We start from the raw sequence: 20460 nt of genomic DNA on the forward strand, positions 1-20460 counted from the left end.
CAGACCGAGGGAGGGGATGATGCATCCTGCGTTGCAAGGCCTGTTGACCATTGCGATCGGCGTCGGCGGTTGTATCGGCTACTTCTATTTCTCCAACCAGTTCCTCGACAAGGTCCTGTTTCCCGCCAAGGGTCCGAACGCCGGGCGCAACATCAACCGCGCCAACCAGATCCGACCCTGGCTGTTCCTTTTCCCCGCGCTTTTCGCGCTTGGTCTCTACCTTGCCTATCCGGTGGTCGAGACGCTGCGCCTGTCGCTGACCGACCGTAGCCAGGGCGGCGCCTTCGTGGGCTTCGCCAATTACGAGCAGATGCTGTCCGAGGCCAAGTTCTGGGAAGCCATCCGCAACAACATGCTGTGGCTCATCGTGGTGCCGGCGGTGGCGACCGCGTTCGGCCTTCTGGCCGCGCAGCTGACCGACCGGATCAGCTGGGGCAACATCGCCAAGTCACTGATCTTCATGCCGATGGCGATTTCGTTCGTGGGCGCCTCGGTCATCTTCAAGCTGATCTACGACGCCCGTCCAGCCGATGCGGCGCAGATCGGCGTGCTGAACGCCGTCTGGATGCAGTTCGAACCCGGATTCTGGTCGCTTTTCTTCCTCCGGCTTCTGCCGGCGGTGATCCTGATCTCCTTCGCGGCGCTTGTGGCCTATGTCGGCTGGCTGTTCACCAAGGCGATCTGGGAACGGCAATCGGACCGGTCGCTCTGGCTTCTGCCGCTCAGGCTTCTGGTGGCGGTGGCCTCGGTCTGGCTGATCTGGAAAAGCCTCGCGTCGGTTCTGGCCCTTTTCACCTTCGCGCCGCCATATGGCGTGCCGCAGCAATGGCTGACAACGCCCTTCTGGAACAACTTCTTCCTGATGGCGGTGTTGATCTGGATCCAGACCGGCTTTGCCATGGTGATCCTGTCGGCCGCCTTGCGCGGCATCCCCGAAGAGACAATCGAGGCCGCCATCGTCGACGGCGCCAATCCCTTCCAGATCTTCTTCAAGATCAAGGTGCCGCAGATCATGCCGACGATCGTCGTCGTGTGGACGACGATCACGCTGGTGGTGCTCAAGGTCTTCGACATCGTCTTCGCCATGACCAATGGCCAGTGGGAGACGCAGGTGCTGGCCAACTACATGTACGACAAGCTGTTCCGCGCCAATGACTGGGGCGTGGGATCGGCCAGCGCGATCGTCATCATGCTTCTGGTGACGCCGATCCTGGTCTGGAACGTCTACAACGCCCGCAAGGAGATGCGCTGATGGACAACATCGCTGGCCGGAAGTCGGGGCTGACCTGGGCGGTCCACATCGCCGTCGCCCTTCTTGTCGTTCTGTGGCTCTTTCCCACCGTGGGCCTGTTCGTGTCGTCCTTCCGCACGGCCGACCAGATCTCGTCCTCGGGGTGGTGGGCGGCGCTCTTTCCGACCGAGCAGACCCAGCAGTTGCGCATCGGCGGCCGCGACGCCGCGGTGCAGGAGGGTGACCTCTGGGTGATCGAGGGCAGCTTCTTCGAGGGGCCCGAGTCGCTTTCGTCCTCGGCCGAGATCCGCGCCTTCGGCGTGTCCTCGCGCGCCATCGGCGCCTTCGCGCCGGGCGAGACCGCCGAACCGGGCGCGGGCGAGACCTTCACGCTGAACGCCGACGGCACCTATCGCTTCACCAGCGTCGAGGAACCCGGCGGGCGCGGCCAGCGGGTGTTCGTGACGGCCGAGACGCCGCCCGAATTCACGGTGAGGAACTACAACACCATCCTGTTCAGCGGCACCGGCCAGGACAACATGGCCAAGGCCTTCTTCAACACGCTGACGGTGACGATCCCGGCCACGGTCATTCCGATCCTCGTGGCGGCCTTCGCGGCCTATGCCCTGGCCTGGATGGATTTTCCCGGCCGGGCACTGCTGATCGCGCTGGTCGTGGCGCTGCTGGTGGTGCCGCTGCAGCTGGCGCTGATCCCGCTTCTGCGGCTGCATCTGGGGATCGGCATCGGCAAGGGCTATCTGGGGGTGTGGCTCGCGCATACCGGATTCGGGCTGCCGCTGGCGATCTACCTGTTACGCAACTACATGGTCGGCCTGCCGCGCGATATCATCGAGAACGCCAAGGTCGACGGGGCATCGGATTTCCAGATCTTCACGAAGATCGTCCTGCCGCTGTCCTTCCCGGCGCTCGCATCCTTCGCGATCTTCCAGTTCCTCTGGACCTGGAACGACCTTCTGGTCGCGAAGGTGTTCCTGATCGACGCCACCGGCTCGACCACGGTCATGACCAACCAGATCGTCGAGCTTCTGGGAACGCGCGGCGGCAACTGGGAAATCCTGGCGACGGCGGCCTTCGTGTCGATCGCGGTGCCGCTGGCGGTGTTCTTCGCGATGCAGCGCTATCTGGTGCGCGGCCTTCTTGCGGGCTCTGTGAAATAAGCGATGTCGATGAACTTCCTCGAACCCTATATCGAACCGCAACCGAAGCTGACCACCGATCCCGACTGGTGGCGCGGCGCGGTGATCTATCAGATCTACCCGCGCTCGTTCCAGGATTCGAACGGCGACGGCATCGGCGATCTGGCCGGGATCATCCACCGCCTGCCGCATGTGGCCGACCTTGGCGTCGATGCGATCTGGATCTCGCCCTTCTTCCGCTCGCCGATGAAGGACTTCGGCTACGATGTCAGCGATTACAACGACGTCGACCCGATGTTCGGCACGCTGGGCGATTTCGACGCGCTGGTCGGGCGGGCGCATTCGCTGGGGCTGAAGGTCGTCATCGACCTGGTCATGAGCCACACCTCGGACCAGCACCCGTGGTTCAAGGAAAGCCGCTCGTCGCGCGACAACGCCAAGGCCGACTGGTACGTCTGGGCCGATCCCAAGCCAGATGGAACGCCGCCCAACAACTGGCTGTCGATCTTCGGCGGGTCGGCCTGGCAGTGGGACGGCGAGCGGATGCAGTACTACCTGCACAACTTCCTCAAGGAACAGCCCGACCTCAACTTCCACTGTCCCGCCGTTCAGGACGCGCTTCTGGCGATGGCGCGCTTCTGGCTTGAGCGGGGCGTCGACGGCTTCCGGCTCGACACCGTGAACTTCTACGTCCACGACAAGCAGTTGCGCGACAACCCACCGCTGCCGCCGGAAGAGCAGAACGACACCACCGCCCCGTCGGTGAACCCCTACAATTTCCAGGATCACCTCTACGACAAGACCCAGCCCGAGAACATCGAATTTCTCAAGCGGTTCAGGGCCTTGATGGACGAGTTTCCCGCGATCACGTCGGTCGGCGAAGTGGGCGAAAGTCAGCGCGGGATGCAGGTGCAGGCCGACTACACCAAGGGCCATGACCGGCTGCACATGTGCTATGGCTTCGACTTCCTGTCGAACATCTTTCCCACCGCGACGCGCATCGACGAGGTCATGCGCCGCTTCGCCGCCGAGGCGCCGGACAGCTGGGCCTGCTGGGCCTTCTCGAACCACGACGTCGTGCGCCATGCCACGCGCTGGAACCTCGACGAGGCCCAGCGGCGGCTTTACGCCGCCATCCTTCTGGCTCTGCGCGGGTCGGTCTGCCTGTATCAGGGCGAGGAGCTTGGCCTGACCGAGGCCTACGTCGCCTTCGAGGACCTGCAGGATCCCTACGGCATCGAGTTCTGGCCCAAGTTCAAGGGCCGCGACGGCTGCCGCACGCCGATGCCCTGGGTCACCGACAACCAGAATGGCGGCTTCTCGGACAGCAAGCCCTGGCTGCCCGTGGCGATGGAGCATCTGCCGATGTCGGTCGCCGCGCAGCAGGGCGATCCGGCCTCGACGCTGGCCTTCTATCGCGAAATGATCGCCTTCCGCCGCGCCCATCCGATGCTGGTCAAGGGCGGGTACGAGCCGCTTGCCGCGCAGGACGGGCTTCTGGCGTTCAATCGGACGCTGGGGGCGACGCGCATGCTGTGCGTCTTCAACATGACCGACAGGGAACAGACGGTCCCGCTGCCGCCGGGCGACTGGCAACAGGACAAGGGCGCGCCCTTCGCGTCCTGGATCGGCGAGGGCGGGGCGGTCCTGCCGGCGTTCGCCGCCTTCTTCGCGCTGGACGGGGCGCAGCCATGACGGCGGGACTACAGGGGAACGGGCGCCCGGGCGCCCAGGGGAGGAGACAGCGATGGCCGATCTGAAACTGACCGATGTCGGCAAGGCCTATGGCGGCACCGTCGAGGTCCTGAAGAACATCAACCTCGACATCGAGACGGGCGAACTGATCGTCTTCGTCGGCCCCTCGGGCTGCGGCAAGTCCACGCTTCTGCGGATGATCGCGGGGCTCGAGAAGATCACCGCCGGCACGCTCGAGATCGACGGGCAGGTCGTGAACGACGTGCCGCCCTCTCAGCGCGGGATCGCCATGGTCTTCCAGTCCTACGCGCTTTATCCGCACATGACCGTCTACGACAACATGGCCTTCGCGCTGCGGCTGGCGAAGAAGTCCCCCGAGGAAATCGACGCGGCGGTCAAGGCGGCGGCGGCGAAGCTGCAACTGACGCCCTATCTCGACCGGCTGCCGAAGGCGCTGTCGGGCGGCCAGCGGCAGCGCGTGGCGATCGGACGGTCGATCGTGCGCAATCCCAAGGTCTATCTCTTCGACGAGCCGCTTTCGAACCTGGACGCCGCGCTGCGCGTGGCCACCCGGATCGAGATCGCGCAACTGAAGGAGGCGATGCCCGATTCGACGATGATCTACGTCACCCACGATCAGGTCGAAGCCATGACGCTGGCGACGCGCATCGTGGTGTTGGCCAACAAGGGCATCGCGCAGGTCGGCTCGCCGCTCGATCTCTACGAGACTCCGAACAGCGAATTCGTGGCGCAGTTCATCGGCTCGCCGTCGATGAACCTTCTGCCGGGCGAGGTCGTGGGCACGGGCGAACGCACGACCGTCAAGCTGGACGGCGGCGGCACGATCGTGTCGCACATCGCCACGAAGGCGTCGGACATGGGGCTGAAGGTCAACGTCGGCGTCCGGCCCGAAGATTTCGTGCAGACCACGGACGAGGTCTATGTCTACGAGGGCAAGGTCGACATCGTCGAGGCGCTTGGCGAGGTGACGCTTCTCTACTTCATGCCCGAGGGCGAGGCCGATCCGGTGATCGGCAAACTGCCGGGGATCCACCGCGAACTGCGCGGCACGACCGTGCGCCTGGGCGCGGCCCCCGAAAAGGTGCACCTGTTCGCCAACGGCGTGTCGCTGCTTTACCGCTGAGCGGTCACCAGAGGGTGGCCGCCGCCGCGAAGCCCGCAAGGAACAGTCCGGCGACGATGCCGGCGGCAATGGCGCCGACCAGCAGTCCGGCGCCAAGCCAGAGGCCATCACGTTCGCTGATCCCAAGCGCCAGAAGACAGATCGCGATGGCAGGGACGCCGTTCGCGAAGGGGATGGGCAGCATGATCATCAGCGACAGCACGATCGCGACAGCGCCCGCCATGCGCTCGGCAAGGCGATAGCTTTCGGGCCAGAAGCGCGGGCGCGCCATCCGCTCGACCCGCCTGAGCCAGGGCGTGATCCTGGCCACGAGTCTGCCGAAGGCGTCGCGATCGAAGGACCACCGGTTGAGACGTGCCGGCAGCCAGACGCGCCGCATCCCCGCAAGCAGCTGGACCGCGACAAGGGCAAGGAGAAGCCCAAGCACGGTCGAGGAGCCCGGAATGAACGGGATCGCGTTGGGAACGGCCAGCAGGATCATGACGGGCGCGAAGCTGCGGTCGCCAAGCGCGTCCACCACGTCGCGGACCGACACGCGGGCGCGATCCTCGGCCGCGAGCCGCGTGAAGACCTCCGAAAGGCGCAGCTCTTCCGTTCCGGCAAGGGGGCCCGAGGCGGGCAGCGACGTCGCGTCCATCGAACAGGTCCGGCGCGCAAGGAAAGCTGCGCAAGCGCCGCCAGACGTCCGGCAGCCCCCTTCAGATGGGTGACGCCCCCGGGTTGGACAAGAGCGGCGGCGTCGCGCGCGCACGACACCGTATTGCATTTGACCGGGCGCGAACTTTCCGCATGGATGGTGAACGGAGCCGCGCGAACGGAAGGCCGCCAACTGTGCCCAAGCTGATCGTCTATCATGCCCACCCCGGGCCGCAGCATTCGCACGCGAACCGGGCGATGGCCACCGTCGCGCGGGCGACCGAGGGGATTACGGTCGTCGATCTTTACGCCGAGTATCCGCGCTTCGACATCGACATCGACCGCGAACAGGCGCGATGCCTCGCCCATGACGTGATCCTCTTCCAGTACCCGATGTTCTGGTACTCGACGCCCTCGCTGATCAAGGAATGGCTCGACCTCGTGCTCGAGCACGGCTTTGCCTATGGCGCGGGCGGCGACCGGCTGGCCGGCAAGACGATGATGCTGGCGATCACGGCGGCGGGCCCCGAGGACGCCTATTCGCCCCAGGGCTACCAGCACTACCCGATCCGCACCTTCCTGACCCCGCTCGAGCAGACCGCGCGCCTGTGCCGGATGCGCTTTGCCGTGCCCTGCGTGCTGTACGGATCGCTGCGCGCCGGGCAGGACGGGCGGCTTGATCGGCATGTGGCGGGCTACGGCGCGCTGCTGGCGGCGATCCGCGACGGGCGGCACGACTTCGACGCGGGCGGCGCCGAGGTCCTTCAGTTCGACAGCGCGCTTCCGGCGGCGGGGGGCTGAGCCATGGCCGACGTCCTTCTTCTGGCGTTCCTCTTCCTGGTGGCGGGCATCGTTGCGGTCCCGATCGCGGCGCGCCTGGGGCTTGGGTCGGTCCTTGGCTACCTGATTGCCGGGATCGCGCTTGGCCCGCTTCTGGCGGCGCTGCATGTCGATGTTATCAGCATCCAGCATTTCGCCGAATTCGGCGTCGTGATGATGCTGTTCCTCGTGGGCCTCGAACTTGAGCCGCGCAAGCTTTGGCAAATGAAGGGCCAGCTTCTGGGCCTTGGCGGGCTTCAGGTCGCGGGCACCGCGGCGCTGGTGATGGCGGGGGCGATGGCGCTTGGCCAGCCCTGGAGCGTGGCGCTGGCCATCGGGCTTGTGCTGTCGCTGTCGTCGACCGCCATCGTGTTGCAGACGCTGAACGAGAAGGGACTGATGAAGTCCGACGGCGGACAGGCAAGCTTTTCGGTGCTTCTGGCGCAGGACATCGCCGTCATCCCGATGCTGGCGCTTGTCCCGCTGCTGGCGTTGCCCGAACTGGCCGCGCATGGCGCGGGCCATGCCGAGGACGGCCACGGCGCGGGCCTGAGCCTGGTCGAGGGGTTGCCGGGCTGGCAGGCGGCGCTGGTGACGCTGGGGGCCATCGCGGCGGTGGTTCTTGGCGGCAGTCTGCTGACCCGGCCGCTTTTCAGCTTCGTCTCGCAGGCGCGGATGCGCGAGCTGTTCGTGGCCACGGCGCTTGCGCTTGTCGTGGGGATCGCGCTTCTGATGACGCTCGTGGGCCTTTCGCCGGCGCTTGGCACCTTCCTTGCCGGCGTGGTGCTGGCCAACAGCGAATACCGGCACGAGCTTGAATCCGACATCGACCCCTTCAAGGGGCTGTTGCTGGGCCTCTTCTTCATCACCGTCGGCGCGGCCATCGACTTTGGCCTGCTGCTTGGCAACTTCGGCACGGTGCTTGGCCTGACGCTTGCGCTTCTGGCGGCGAAGGCGGCGGTTCTCTACATCCTCGGCGTGATCTTCCGCGTGCCGGGCGCGGACCGCTGGCTTTTCGCGCTTGGCCTGGCCCAGGCGGGCGAGTTCGCCTTCGTCCTGCTCAGCTTCACCGTGGCCAGCGCCGTCATCCCGCAGGCGGTGGCCGATCAGCTTCTGCTGGTCGTGGCGCTGTCGATGCTGCTGACGCCCGCGCTTTTCATCCTGTTCGACCGGGTCATCGCGCCGCGCTTCGACACCGCGCAGCTGTCCGAACCCGACGCCATCGACGAGACCGGCACCGTCATCATCGCGGGGCACGGCCGGTTCGGCGGAATCGTCAACCGGATGCTTCTGGCCAACGGCGTGCGCACGGTCGTGCTTGACCACAACTCGCGGCAGCTCGAGATGCTGCGCGCCTTCGGCTTCAAGGTCTATTTCGGCGACGCGACGCGGCCCGATCTGCTGCACGCGGCGGGGATCGATCATGCGCGCATGCTTGTCGTCGCCATCGACGATGCCCATCAGGCGACCGAGTTGGTGCGCCACGCCGTGCAGAGCTATCCGAAGCTTCACGTCATCGCGCGCGCCCGCGACCGCGATCATGTCTACCAGCTTTACGCCGCCGGCTGCCGCGACATCATCCGCGAGACCTTCGATGGCGGGGTGCGCACCGGCCGCTCGGCCCTCGAGGCGCTGGGGATGCACCCCTACGAGGCCCACCGCCGCGCCCGCGACTTCGAGCGGCGCGACCGCGAGGCGCTGGCCGAACTCGCCCGGCTTTACGACCCCGAGATCCCGGCGCATCAGAACGCCGCCTACGTCGCCAAGGTGCGCGAGGTGAGCGAACGGCAGGAGGCCGAGATGCGCGGGTCGGGCCGCGCCTTCGCCTCGCGCGTGGACCGCGCCTGGGCGCCGCCCACGCCGGGCGATGTCGAGGCCGAGACGGCGAAGGCCCGCGATCCGGGCTGAGGGACGAAATCTTGTGGGGCAGGGCGGGACGCCTACGAATTGGGGTTTTGCGCCCCGACGAAACATGCAATAGGGAACCGCCAAACGAACCCTCCCGAGGAGCTGCCCCATGGAGATTCGCGAGGCTCTCACCTTCGACGATGTTCTTCTTGTCCCTGCCGCGTCGAGCGTCCTTCCGTCGACGGCCGATACGCGCACGAAGGTGACGCGCGAGATCGCGATGAACATCCCGCTTCTGAGTTCGGCGATGGACACCGTCACCGAAAGCCGCATGGCCATCGCGATGGCGCAGGCGGGCGGGCTGGGTGTCATCCACCGCAACCTCGGGATCGAGGAACAGGCCCGCGAAGTCCGCCGCGTCAAGCGCTTCGTCTCGGGGATCGTCTACAACCCGATCACCCTGACGCCCGACCAGACCCTGGCCGACGCCAAGGCCCTGCAGGACCGCTACAAGGTCACAGGCTTTCCCGTGGTGGATGAAAACCGCCGCGTGGTGGGAATCGTCACGAACCGCGACATGCGCTTCGCCACCTCGGACGACACGCCGGTGCGGGTGATGATGACCGCCGACAACCTTGCCGTGCTGACCGAACCCGCCGATCTTGACGAGGCGCGCAGCCTGATGAAGGCGCGGCGCATCGAGAAGCTGCTGGTCACCGACGGCAAGGGCAAGCTGACCGGGCTTCTGACGCTGAAGGACACCGAGCAGGCGGTGCTGAACCCGGTCGCCTGCAAGGACCATCTGGGTCGGCTGCGCGTGGCCGCGGCCTCGACCGTGGGCGACAAGGGCTTCGAACGCTCGGCCGCGCTGGTGGATGCGGGCGTCGACATCGTGGTGATCGACACCGCGCATGGCCATTCCGACGGCGTGGCCGAGGCCGTGCGGCGCGCCAAGGCGCTGTCGAACGAGGTGCAGATCATCGCCGGCAACGTGGCGACCGGCGAGGCGGTGCGCGCGTTGATCGACGCGGGCGCGGATGCGGTGAAGGTGGGCATCGGCCCGGGGTCGATCTGCACGACGCGGATGGTCGCGGGCGTGGGCGTGCCGCAGCTGACCGCGATCATGGACAGCGCGGCGGCCGCGGGCGGCGTGCCGATCATTGCCGACGGCGGGATCAAGTATTCGGGCGATTTCGCCAAGGCGATCGCGGCTGGCGCGCATTGCGCCATGGTCGGAAGCATGATCGCCGGAACCGAGGAAAGCCCCGGAGAAGTCATTCTGTATCAAGGCCGTAGCTTCAAGAGTTACCGTGGCATGGGAAGTCTGGGCGCGATGGCGCGCGGCTCGGCCGACCGGTATTTCCAGTCGGACGCGGCCTCCGACAAGCTGGTGCCGGAGGGGATCGAGGGGCAGGTGCCCTACAAGGGGCCGGTCGCGACGGTGGTGCACCAGATGGTCGGCGGCCTGCGCGCCGCCATGGGCTATACCGGCTGCGCCACGATCGAAGAGATGCGCACCCGCTGCCAGTTCGTGAAGATCACCGGGGCGGGGCTGAAGGAAAGCCACGTCCACGACGTGCAGATCACGCGGGAAAGCCCGAACTACCGGGTCATGTGATCCCGCGTCCACGTCGTCCGCGTCCCCGGAATCCCTGTCCACGGAATTCTGCCCCGCCCCCCGCCCAACGCAGGACCGCACCCGTCCCATGACCCCAGCCGCCCGCATCGCCGCCGCCATCGGGCTTCTGGACCTCTGGCTGGGCGGAGAGCCCGCCGAACGCGCACTGACGAACTGGGCGCGGGCAAACCGTTTCGCCGGCAGCAGCGACCGTGCCGCGATCCGCGACCATGTCTTCGACGCGATCCGCTGCCGCCGCTCCTTCGCCGCGCTCGGCGGGGCCGAGACCGGCCGCGGTCTGATGCTGGGCGCCCTGCGCGCGGCTGGGGCCGATCCGGCCGGGGTCTTCACCGGCGCGGGCTTCGCCCCGGCCCCGCTTGCCTCCGACGAGGTTGCGTCGGGTCGCCCGTGGGAGGCGCTTTCCCCGCTTGAACGTCTGGACTGCCCCGACTGGCTGGCCCCGCCGCTTGAGGACAGCCTTGGCGACGACTTCGCTGCGGTGATGGCCGCGCTCAGGTCCCGCGCGCCGGTTTTCCTGCGGGTGAACCTTGGCCGCGCGGACCGCGACGCCGCGGTGCGCGCGCTGGCGACCGAGGGGATCACGGCGCGGCCGCATCCGCTGGCGGCCACCGCGCTCGAGGTGACCGAAGGCGCGCGGCGCATCCGCGGCGCGCGGGCCTATGTCGACGGCCTTGTCGAGTTGCAGGACGCGGCCTCGCAGGCCGTGGTCGAGGCGCTGGGGCCGGCGCCGACGGGGGCGGCGCGCACGCTCGACTACTGCGCAGGCGGCGGCGGCAAGACGCTGGCGCTTGCCGCGGCGGGCTGGGGGCCGGTCTTCGCCCATGACGCGGACCCGGGCCGGATGCGCGACCTGCCCGAACGCGCCGCCCGCGCGGGCGTTCAGGTTGGCGTTATCGCCCCTGGCAGGGTCGCGCCGCAGGGACCCTTCGACCTTGTCCTGTGCGATGTGCCCTGTTCGGGAAGCGGTGCCTGGCGGCGTCAGCCCGAGGCGAAGTGGGCGCTGACGCCCGAGGCACTTGGCCGTCTCTGCCGGGTTCAGTCCGACATCCTCGATGCCGCCGCGGGTCTGGTGGCCCCGGGCGGGCGGCTGGCCTACGCGACCTGTTCGATGCTGCGCGCCGAGAACGAGGATCAGGCTGCGGCCTTCCTGGCGCGGTCCCCTGGCTGGCGGCTTCTGGCACAGCGGCGCTGGAGCCCGCTCGAGGGGGGCGACGGTTTCGGACTTTCCATCTTTGCGCGTTGACTTGCCGCGCAGTACAACCCATGGTTGTTCCCTGATCCAGGCTTAAGCGGCGCTTAAGGATTGCCGTCCGAAATGGCGGCATCACGAATCGCCGAAAAGGGGACGCTCGTGCCACATCCGGCACTTTCTCCGCATCCGCTGACCCTCACCGCCGCCCGCCTCGCGCCGCGCGCGGTCTATGTGCTGGGGGCGGCTGCCTGTCTGGCCGTAGCGGGCGGGGTCGCGCCCTGGCCGCTGGCGGCCCGCCTGCTGTGGTCGGCGGCGGCCGGTCTTCTGGCGCTTGCCGCGGCGATCTGGTTTCTGGCCTACCGGCGCGCGGCCGGGCGCGCGCAGCTTTTTCACGCCGTCTCGCGTTTCGTCGAACGCGACGCCTCGCCCAGCTTCACCACCGACGCCGAAGGCGTGATCGGCTATCAGAACCGCGCCGCGCAGGAACGGTTCGGCGAACGCGACGGGGCCACGCTGGTGGCGGTGCTGGGCGACTATTTCGCCGCCCCCGCGACCGTTCTCCACCGCCTTCAGTCGCAGGCCGCGGTCAAGGGATCGGCGCGCGAGGATGTGGTGATGCGGCGCGGCCACATCCGCCTGTCCGTGCACGAAATCGGCCGGGACGGCTTTCTCTGGCGGCTTGAAGACATCGCCGAACGCACCGGCGCGGGCCGCGGCGGGGAAGGGATCAGCCTGCCCATGCTGACGGTCTCGAAGGCGGGAACCGTGCTGTTCATGAACGAGGCGATGCGCCGCCTGATCGGCGGGCGTGAAAGCGCGCTTGACCGCATCATCACCGACCTGCCGCTGCGGCCGGGCGACGTGCACGAGGTGGCCGCGCTGTCGGGGCGGGTGCGCAGCACGGTCCTGCAGATCGACAGCGCCGCCGGGCGCAGCGAGGTTTACCTGCTGCCGGTCCTCGCCGACCGCGCGCAGGCGGCGGGCTGGCAGTTCTTCGACGCGCTTCCCGTGCCGATGCTCAAGCTTGCCGGGGACGGAACGGTGCAGTTGGCCAACCGCCTGGCCCGCGACCTGCTGGGCCATCCCGCGCCGCCGGCCACGCCGCTGTCGGACCTGCTCGAAGGGTTGGGCCGGTCGATTTCGGACTGGATGGCGGATGCGGCCGGGGGCCACGGGCTGAACCGGGCCGAGCTTGTGCGCGCACGCGCGCCTGCGCAGGACGTGTTCCTTCAGATCACTCTCGGGCGCATCGCCGACGAGGACGAGACGACGCTGGTCGCGGTCCTGCACGATGCGACCGAGCTCAAGACGCTCGAGGCGCAGTTCGTGCAAAGCCAGAAGATGCAGGCGATCGGGCAGCTTGCCGGCGGCGTGGCGCACGATTTCAACAACCTTCTGACCGCGATCAGCGGCCACTGCGATCTGCTGCTGCTGCGCCATGACGAGGGCGACCCCGACTATGGCGATCTCGTCCAGATCCACCAGAACGCCAATCGCGCGGCCAGTCTTGTCGGACAGCTGCTGGCGTTTTCGCGCAAGCAGAACCTGCATCCCCAGCCGCTTGACCTGCGCGAGACGCTGTCGGACCTGACCCATCTTCTGAACCGCCTGGTGGGCGAGAAAGTGTCGCTCAGCCTGGTGCACGACCCCGCGCTGATGATGGTGCGCGCCGACAAGCGCCAGCTGGAACAGGTGCTGATGAACCTTGTGGTCAACGCGCGCGACGCCATGCCCGAGGGCGGGCGGATCACGATCGAGACGCGGATGGAGCATGTCGCCACGCCGCTGCGCCGCAGCCGCGCCGAGGTTCCGGCAGGGGCCTATGTCGTCGTCCGGGTCGAGGACGAGGGCACCGGCATCCCCGCCGACCAGCTGCCCAAGATCTTCGAGCCCTTCTTCACCACCAAGAAGACCGGCGAGGGGACGGGGCTTGGCCTGTCGACCGCCTATGGGATCGTCAAGCAGACCGGGGGCTTCATCTTCGCCGACAGCGTCGTCGGGCAGGGGACAAGCTTCACGCTGTATTTCCCCGCCCATGAACGCGTGGAACCCGCGCCGGCCCAGGCAGCCGTTCCCGCGCCCCGGACCGCGACGCCCTTCAAGGGTGACGGCGTCATCCTTCTGGTCGAGGACGAGGCCCCGGTGCGCGCCTTCGCCTCGCGCGCGCTGCGGATGCGCGGCTATACCGTGCTCGAGGCCGAGAATGCCGAAGAGGCGCTGAAGACGCTCGAGAACGATGCGCTGTCGGTCGACATCTTCGTCACCGACGTGATCATGCCTGGCATGGACGGGCCAAGCTGGGTCAGAAAGGCGCTCGAAACGCGGCCGGGCACGCGCGTGGTCTTCGTGTCGGGCTATGCCGAAGACAGCCTTGCCGAAAGCCAGGCGCGGATCCCGCATTCCGTCTTCCTGCCCAAGCCCTTCTCGCTGTCGCAACTGACCGAAACGGTCCAGGCGCAGCTGCACTAGCCTGACATGCCCCGCAGGATAGCGCCGACATCTGGGTGTGGCGGCGATCGGCGCGCGGGGCGGCTTGGGGCCAATCCCGCATGGGCCCGGCGGCACGTGCCCTCCGCGGATGCGCGCGGGCGGGCTCTGGCGATCCGGGGTGGGCCCGCCACCGCGAGATCTGCGTGCGAGCGCGCCGTCGCGTTCCGTCGCTAACCGCTTCTTAACCGATTCCGCAGTTAGGTGGGACTTGAAGAAAACTGTTGCGATGTTCTCCGTTTGATCTCATAAGATGAATGAGAACACAAGGCGAACACAGGCAGTCATTGCCGCCCCCGGGCGGGTGTGGAATAAGGAACAGGACCATGGCCACGGCAAGCATTCTCGAGATGACCGACAAACGCTCCACCGACAAGCAGAAGGCGCTCGATTCGGCGCTGGCGCAGATCGAACGCCAGTTCGGCAAGGGCTCGATCATGCGGCTTGGCGCCGACAACCCGGTGCAGGAGATCGAGTCGACCTCGACCGGGTCGCTGGGCCTCGATATCGCGCTTGGCATCGGCGGGCTGCCGAAAGGCCGCATCGTCGAGATCTATGGCCCCGAATCCTCGGGCAAGACGACGCTCACGCTGCATTGCGTGGCCGAGGAACAGAAGAAGGGCGGGGTCTGCGCCTTCGTCGACGCCGAGCATGCGCTTGACCCGCTTTACGCCCGCAAACTGGGCGTCAGCCTGGAAGAGTTGCTGATCTCGCAGCCCGACACCGGCGAACAGGCGCTCGAGATCACGGATACTCTGGTGCGCTCGGGCGCGGTCAGCATGGTCGTGGTCGACTCGGTCGCCGCGCTCACGCCCAAGGCGGAACTCGAGGGCGACATGGGCGACGCGCAGGTCGGCGCCCAGGCGCGGCTCATGAGCCAGGCGATGCGCAAGCTCACGGCCTCGATCAGCCGGTCGAACTGCATGGTGATCTTCATCAACCAGATCCGCATGAAGATCGGCGTCATGTTCGGCAGCCCCGAAACGACGACGGGCGGCAACGCGCTCAAGTTCTATTCTTCGGTCCGTCTCGACATCCGCCGCATCGGCGCGATCAAGGACCGCGACGAAGTGGTGGGCAACACCACGCGCGTGAAGGTCGTCAAGAACAAGGTCGCCCCGCCGTTCAAGCAGGTCGAGTTCGACATCATGTACGGCGAGGGGATCTCGAAGACCGGCGAACTGCTCGACCTTGGCGTCAAGGCCGGTGTGGTCGAGAAATCGGGCAGCTGGTTTTCCTATGGCGACGAGCGCATCGGGCAGGGGCGTGAGAACGCCAAGCAGTTTCTGAAGGACAATCCCGCCGTCGCGCTTGCCATCGAGGACAAGATCCGCGCCGCGCACGGGCTCGACTTCGACATGGGCGCCACCGACGACACCGACGAGGTGCTGGCCGAGGAATGACCGCTGACGACCGGGGACCGCCGGTCGCGGCCAGCCGGGCCTGCACGATCCTGGCCCATCCCAACCGATCCCGGCCCCGGCATCCTTTGCCGGGGCCGTTCGTTTCCCCAGGGCGACGCCTTGGGCAGGGCAGGCGGCCCGCGCGCGCCTTTCCGCGCCACCTGTCCGGATCACTCCTCGGGCGACCTTTCCCCGTGACCTTGCCCTGTCGGCTGCGCCTTAAGGATCGGCCTGCCCGGGAATGCCGCGACGAGGAACGCCCCCTGTGGACAGACCCGCCTCTTGCGCATAGATCAGGACGACCCCTGATCCCGGAACGCCCATGACCAGCCTGAACGACATCCGCGCGACCTTCCTCGGGTTCTTCGAGACGAACGACCACCGGGTCGTCGACAGCTCGCCCCTTGTGCCGCGCAACGACCCGACGCTGATGTTCACGAACTCGGGGATGGTGCAGTTCAAGAACGTCTTCACCGGCGTCGAACATCGCGACTATGTCCGCGCCACCACCGCGCAGAAATGCGTGCGCGCGGGCGGCAAGCACAACGACCTCGACAACGTGGGCTACACCGCGCGCCACCACACCTTCTTCGAGATGCTCGGCAACTTCTCGTTCGGCGACTACTTCAAGGAGGCCGCGATTCCCTTCGCCTGGGACCTCATCACCAAGGAATTCGGCATCTCGAAGGACCGGCTGCTGGTCACCGTCTACCACACCGACGACGAGGCGGCCCAGATCTGGAAGACATACGCCGGTCTGCCGGACGAGCGGATCATCCGCATCCCGACGTCCGACAACTTCTGGCAGATGGGCCCGACCGGCCCCTGCGGCCCCTGCACCGAGATCTTCTACGACCACGGCGATCACATCCCCGGCGGCCCCCCGGGCAGCCCCGACGAGGACGGCGACCGGTTCATCGAGATCTGGAACCTCGTCTTCATGCAGTACGAACAGTTCGAGGACGGCACCCGGCGCGAGCTTGGCGCCCAGTCGATCGACACCGGGATGGGCCTTGAACGGATCGGCGCGCTGCTTCAGGGCAAGCACGACAATTACGACACCGACCTCATGCGCGCGCTGATCGAGGCCTGTGCCCATGCCACAAGCTCGGATCCCGACGGGCCGGGCCGCATCCACCACCGCGTCATCGCCGATCACCTGCGCTCCACCAGCTTCCTGATCGCCGACGGCGTCATGCCCTCGAACGAGGGCCGCGGCTATGTCCTGCGCCGCATCATGCGGCGCGCCATGCGCCATGCCCATCTTCTGGGAGCGAAGGACCCGGTCATGTACCGTCTGGTGCCCGCGCTCGTGATGCAGATGGGCCAGGCCTACCCCGAACTGGGCCGCGCCCAGCCGCTGATCGAAGAGACGCTGAAGCTCGAGGAGAGCCGTTTCCGCGAAACGCTCGACCGCGGGCTCAGGCTTCTGGACGAGGAACTGGCCCATCTGCCCGACAGGGCCGACCTGCCAGGGGCGGCGGCCTTCAAGCTTTACGATACCTATGGCTTCCCGCTCGACCTGACGCAGGACGCGCTGCGCGAGCGTGGCCGCGCGGTCGACGTGGCGGGCTTCGACGCAGCGATGGCCGAACAGAAGGCCAAGGCCCGTGCCGCCTGGGCGGGTTCCGGCGAAACCGCCGACGCCGCGCTCTGGTTCGACATCGCCGAGCGTGACGGCACCACCGAGTTCCTGGGCTACGACACCGAGACGGCCGAAGGCCAGATTCGCGCCATCGTGCTGGGCGGCGCCGAAGTGCCAGAGGCCAGCGCGGGCGACAGTGTGCTGATCGTTCTGAACCAGACGCCGTTCTACGCCGAAGCCGGCGGCCAGGTCGGCGACAGCGGCGTGCTGCGCACCGACACCGGGGTTGCACGCATCACCGACACCCGGAAGACCGCAGGCGTCTTCATCCACGTCGCCGACGTCACCGAAGGCCGCATCGCCACCGGGACCGGCGCCGAATTGCGGGTCAACCACGACCGGCGCAGCGCGATCCGGGCCAACCACTCGGCCACCCACCTTCTGCACGAGGCACTGCGCGAGGCGCTTGGCGAGCATGTCGCCCAGCGAGGATCGCTCAACGCGCCCGACCGGCTGCGTTTCGACTTCAGCCATTCGAAGGCCATGACGCCCGAGGAACTGGTCCGGGTCGAGGCCGAGGTGAACGCCTTCATCCGCCAGAATTCGAAGGTCGAGACCCGCATCATGACCCCCGACGACGCCCGCGCCATCGGCGCCCAGGCGCTCTTCGGCGAGAAATACGGCGACGAGGTGCGCGTGGTGTCGATGGGCGAGGCGCCCACCGGGAAGGGCCTGAACGGCCGGACCTGGTCGATCGAGCTCTGCGGCGGCACCCACGTCCGCCAGACGGGCGATATCGGCCTGTTCGTGACGCTGGGGGAAAGCGCCTCCTCGGCCGGCGTGCGCCGGATCGAGGCGCTGACCGGCCAGGCCGCCTTCGACCACCTCGCCGGACAGGACCGCAAGCTGGCCGAGGTTGCGGCTGTCCTCAAGGCCCGACCCGAGGATGCCCCGGACCGGGTGCGCGCGCTGCTCGACGAACGCAAGGCGCTGCAGGCCGAGGTGGCCGACCTGCGCCGCAAGATCGCCCTAGGCGGCGGCAGCGGGGCCGAGGGCGGCGAGGTGCCGAGAACCGTGAACGGCGTCACCTTCCTCGCCCAGGTGCTCGATGGCGTGCCCGGACGCGATCTGCCGGGCCTGATCGACGCGCTGAAGGCGCGGGTGGGCAGCGGCGCGGTTCTTCTGATCAGCGAGGCCGACGGCAAGGCCGCCGTGGCTGCGGGGGTGACGACCGACCTGACCGGTCGCCTCTCGGCGGTGGACATCGCCCGCGCGGCGGTCGAGGCGCTTGGCGGCAAGGGCGGCGGTGGCCGGCCCGACATGGCGCAGGGCGGGGCCAAGAGCGCCGAGAACGCCGCGGCCGCCATTGCCGCCGCCGAAGCCGCGTTGAAAGGATAGACCATGCCCGCCTTCTGGATCGCCCACGTCAAGGTGCACGACGCCGAGGCCTATGGCCGCTATGCCAGCCTCGCGACCCAGGCCATCGCCGAACATGGCGGGCAGTTCATCGCCCGCGGCGGCCGCTACGTGCAGCTGGAAGGCCCCGACCGGCCGCGCAACGTGGTCGCGCGCTTCCCCTCGCTCGAGGCGGCTGAGGCCTGCTACCGCTCGCCCCACTACCAGGAGGCGCTGAGCCACGCCAGGGGCGCGGCCGACCGCGAACTCGTCATCGTCGAATACGAGGACTAGGCCCGCCGCCGATCATCGCGGTCTTCTTCTCTTGAGCAATACTCCGGGGAGCGCGAGGGGCTGGCCCCTCGCATCCCGCCTCAGGTTTCGGCGCGCGACTGCCGCTTGCGCTCGTGCGGGTCGAGAAAGCGCTTTCTCAGCCGGATCGCGTTCGGCGTGACCTCGACCAGTTCGTCGTCGTCGATATAGGCGATCGCCTCTTCCAGCGAAAACCGCACCATCGGCGTCAACCGCACGGCGTCATCGGTGCCCGAGGCGCGGACGTTGGTCAGCTTCTTGCCCTTCAGCGGATTGACCTCGAGATCGTTGTCGCGGCTGTGCTCGCCGATGATCATGCCCTGGTAGACCTCTTCCTGCGGGCCGATGAACAGCCGTCCGCGCTCTTCGAGGTTCCACAGCGCGTAGGCCACCGATTGCCCGGCCTCCATCGAGATCAGCACACCTGCGCGCCGGCCGGGGATCGCCCCCTTGTGCGGCGCCCAGCCGTGGAAGACGCGGTTCAGAACGCCCGTGCCGCGCGTGTCGGTCAGGAACTCGCCGTGATAGCCGATCAGCCCGCGCGATGGCACATGCGCGATGATCCGCGTCTTGCCGGCCCCGGCCGGCTTCATCTCGGCCAGGTCGCCGCGCCGCGCGCCGGTGATCTTCTCGATGACCGCGCCGGTGTACTCGTCGTCGACGTCGATCGTCACTTCCTCGATCGGCTCGAGCTTGCCGTCCTCGCCGTCGCGCAGGATCACCTGCGGGCGCGAAATCGACAGTTCGAACCCCTCGCGGCGCATGTTCTCGATCAGCACGCCCATCTGCAATTCGCCCCGGCCCGAGACCTCGAAGGCGTCACCGCCCGGCGTGTCGGCGACCTTGATGGCGACGTTCGATTCCGCTTCCTTCATCAGCCGCTCGCGGATCACGCGCGACTGCACCTTCTTGCCGTCGCGGCCGGCCAGCGGGCTGTCGTTGATCCCGAAGGTGACCGAGATCGTCGGCGGGTCGATCGGCTGGGCGGGCAGGGGCGTGTCGACCGCAAGCGCGCAAAGCGTATCCGACACGGTGGCCTTCGACATGCCCGCGACGGTGACGATGTCGCCGGCCTCGGCCGTCTCGATCGTCTGCTGCGACAGGCCCCGGAAGGCGAGGATCTTGGTCACGCGGAACTGCTCGATCTTCTGCCCGATGCGGCTCAGCGCCTGGATCGTCGCGCCCGTGGTCAGCCGCCCGCTTTCGATGCGGCCGGTCAGGATGCGCCCGATGAAGGGGTCCGCGCTCAGCGTTGTGGCCAGCATGCGGAACGGTTCTTCGACGCGGCTGGTCTGGCGCGGCGGCGGCACGTGGGCCACGATCAGGTTGAACAGGGCCGACAGGTCCTTGCGCGGGCCGTCCAGTTCCTCGTCGGCCCAGCCCGAGCGGCCCGAGGCGTAAAGATGCGGAAAGTCGAGCTGGTCCTCGTCGGCGTCGAGCGCGGCGAAAAGATCGAAGACCTCGTTCAGTGCGCGGTCGGGCTCGGCGTCGGGCTTGTCGACCTTGTTCAGCACCACGATCGGGCGCAGGCCCAGCGCCAGCGCCTTCGAGGTGACGAACTTGGTCTGCGGCATCGGCCCTTCGGCCGCGTCCACCAGAAGGACGACGCCGTCGACCATGCTCAGGATGCGTTCGACCTCGCCGCCGAAATCGGCGTGGCCGGGGGTGTCGACGATGTTGATCCGCGTGCCCTTCCATTCGACCGAGGTGCACTTGGCCAGGATGGTGATCCCTCGTTCGCGTTCGATGTCGTTGGAATCCATCGCCCGCTCGGCCACCGCCTGCCCGACGCGGAAGGCGCCCGACTGCTTCAGAAGCTCGTCGACAAGCGTGGTCTTGCCGTGGTCGACATGGGCGATGATGGCGATGTTGCGCAGCTTCATGGGGGCCGGTCCTATGGGGGATTGCGCGCCTGCT

Annotated in this window: 14 protein-coding genes; 12 read left to right on the plus strand and 2 right to left on the minus strand. The window is 67.7% G+C overall.

What is annotated here, in order from left to right; translation table 11 throughout:
* Positions 1 to 19: 19 nt before the first annotated feature.
* From ACRDNQ_RS05345 to ACRDNQ_RS05360, 4 genes are read left to right on the plus strand one after another with little or no spacing between them, the layout of a single operon-like run.
* On the plus strand, positions 20 to 1252 hold the full coding sequence (locus tag ACRDNQ_RS05345; protein WP_431827595.1) for a carbohydrate ABC transporter permease: 1233 nt from the start codon (positions 20 to 22) through the stop codon (positions 1250 to 1252).
* The gene (locus ACRDNQ_RS05350) at positions 1252 to 2409 is read left to right on the plus strand and encodes an ABC transporter permease subunit (protein ID WP_431827596.1); all 1158 of its coding nucleotides are present in this window, start codon (positions 1252 to 1254) and stop codon (positions 2407 to 2409) included. Before ACRDNQ_RS05345 ends, ACRDNQ_RS05350 begins: the two co-directional genes overlap by 1 nt.
* A 9-nt stretch (positions 2410 to 2418) precedes the next feature.
* Positions 2419 to 4083 carry a beta-galactosidase BglA gene (bglA, locus tag ACRDNQ_RS05355; RefSeq protein ID WP_431827852.1) on the plus strand — a complete coding sequence of 555 codons (1665 nt, stop codon included), beginning with the start codon at positions 2419 to 2421 and terminating at the stop codon, positions 4081 to 4083.
* A gap of 52 nt (positions 4084 to 4135) precedes the next feature.
* Complete coding sequence (locus ACRDNQ_RS05360; RefSeq protein ID WP_431827597.1) at positions 4136 to 5227, plus strand: ABC transporter ATP-binding protein; 1092 nt, start codon at positions 4136 to 4138, stop codon at positions 5225 to 5227.
* A gap of 4 nt (positions 5228 to 5231) precedes the next feature.
* Here the strand turns inward: ACRDNQ_RS05360 and ACRDNQ_RS05365 are convergent, their stop codons facing one another.
* Complete coding sequence (locus tag ACRDNQ_RS05365; RefSeq protein WP_431827598.1) at positions 5232 to 5864, minus strand: exopolysaccharide biosynthesis protein; 633 nt, start codon at positions 5862 to 5864, stop codon at positions 5232 to 5234.
* Between the two features lie 152 nt (positions 5865 to 6016).
* Between ACRDNQ_RS05365 and ACRDNQ_RS05370 the strand changes: the two genes are divergently transcribed.
* The 8 genes from ACRDNQ_RS05370 (at position 6017) to ACRDNQ_RS05405 (ending at position 18525) form a co-directional block, all read left to right on the plus strand.
* Positions 6017 to 6664 (plus strand): NAD(P)H-dependent oxidoreductase, encoded by a 648-nt coding sequence (locus ACRDNQ_RS05370; protein WP_431827599.1) that lies wholly within the window; start codon positions 6017 to 6019, stop codon positions 6662 to 6664.
* Between the two features lie 3 nt (positions 6665 to 6667).
* Positions 6668 to 8590, plus strand: coding sequence for a monovalent cation:proton antiporter-2 (CPA2) family protein (locus ACRDNQ_RS05375; RefSeq protein ID WP_431827600.1), 1923 nt, complete (start codon positions 6668 to 6670; stop codon positions 8588 to 8590).
* Between the two features lie 109 nt (positions 8591 to 8699).
* The gene (guaB, locus tag ACRDNQ_RS05380; protein ID WP_431827601.1) at positions 8700 to 10148 is read left to right on the plus strand and encodes an IMP dehydrogenase; all 1449 of its coding nucleotides are present in this window, start codon (positions 8700 to 8702) and stop codon (positions 10146 to 10148) included.
* An 88-nt stretch (positions 10149 to 10236) separates the two neighbouring features.
* Entirely contained in the window at positions 10237 to 11412 is a 1176-nt protein-coding gene (locus ACRDNQ_RS05385) for an RsmB/NOP family class I SAM-dependent RNA methyltransferase (RefSeq protein WP_431827602.1), read from the plus strand.
* Positions 11413 to 11484: 72 nt separating this feature from the next.
* The gene (locus ACRDNQ_RS05390) at positions 11485 to 13830 is read left to right on the plus strand and encodes an ATP-binding protein (RefSeq protein WP_431827603.1); all 2346 of its coding nucleotides are present in this window, start codon (positions 11485 to 11487) and stop codon (positions 13828 to 13830) included.
* A gap of 344 nt (positions 13831 to 14174) precedes the next feature.
* Positions 14175 to 15251, plus strand: coding sequence for a recombinase RecA (recA, locus tag ACRDNQ_RS05395; RefSeq protein WP_431827604.1), 1077 nt, complete (start codon positions 14175 to 14177; stop codon positions 15249 to 15251).
* 322 nt (positions 15252 to 15573) lie between these two features.
* The gene (alaS, locus tag ACRDNQ_RS05400) at positions 15574 to 18234 is read left to right on the plus strand and encodes an alanine--tRNA ligase (RefSeq protein WP_431827605.1); all 2661 of its coding nucleotides are present in this window, start codon (positions 15574 to 15576) and stop codon (positions 18232 to 18234) included.
* Between the two features lie 3 nt (positions 18235 to 18237).
* Positions 18238 to 18525, plus strand: coding sequence for a DUF1330 domain-containing protein (locus ACRDNQ_RS05405; RefSeq protein ID WP_431827606.1), 288 nt, complete (start codon positions 18238 to 18240; stop codon positions 18523 to 18525).
* Positions 18526 to 18605: 80 nt separating this feature from the next.
* Here the strand turns inward: ACRDNQ_RS05405 and typA are convergent, their stop codons facing one another.
* On the minus strand, positions 18606 to 20426 hold the full coding sequence (gene typA / locus ACRDNQ_RS05410) for a translational GTPase TypA (RefSeq protein ID WP_431827607.1): 1821 nt from the start codon (positions 20424 to 20426) through the stop codon (positions 18606 to 18608).
* Between the last annotated feature and the right edge of the window lie 34 nt (positions 20427 to 20460).

Origin of the sequence: Saliniferula longa (genome assembly GCF_050789285.1) — a bacterium.
Lineage (GTDB): Bacteria > Pseudomonadota > Alphaproteobacteria > Rhodobacterales > Rhodobacteraceae > CAVPWP01.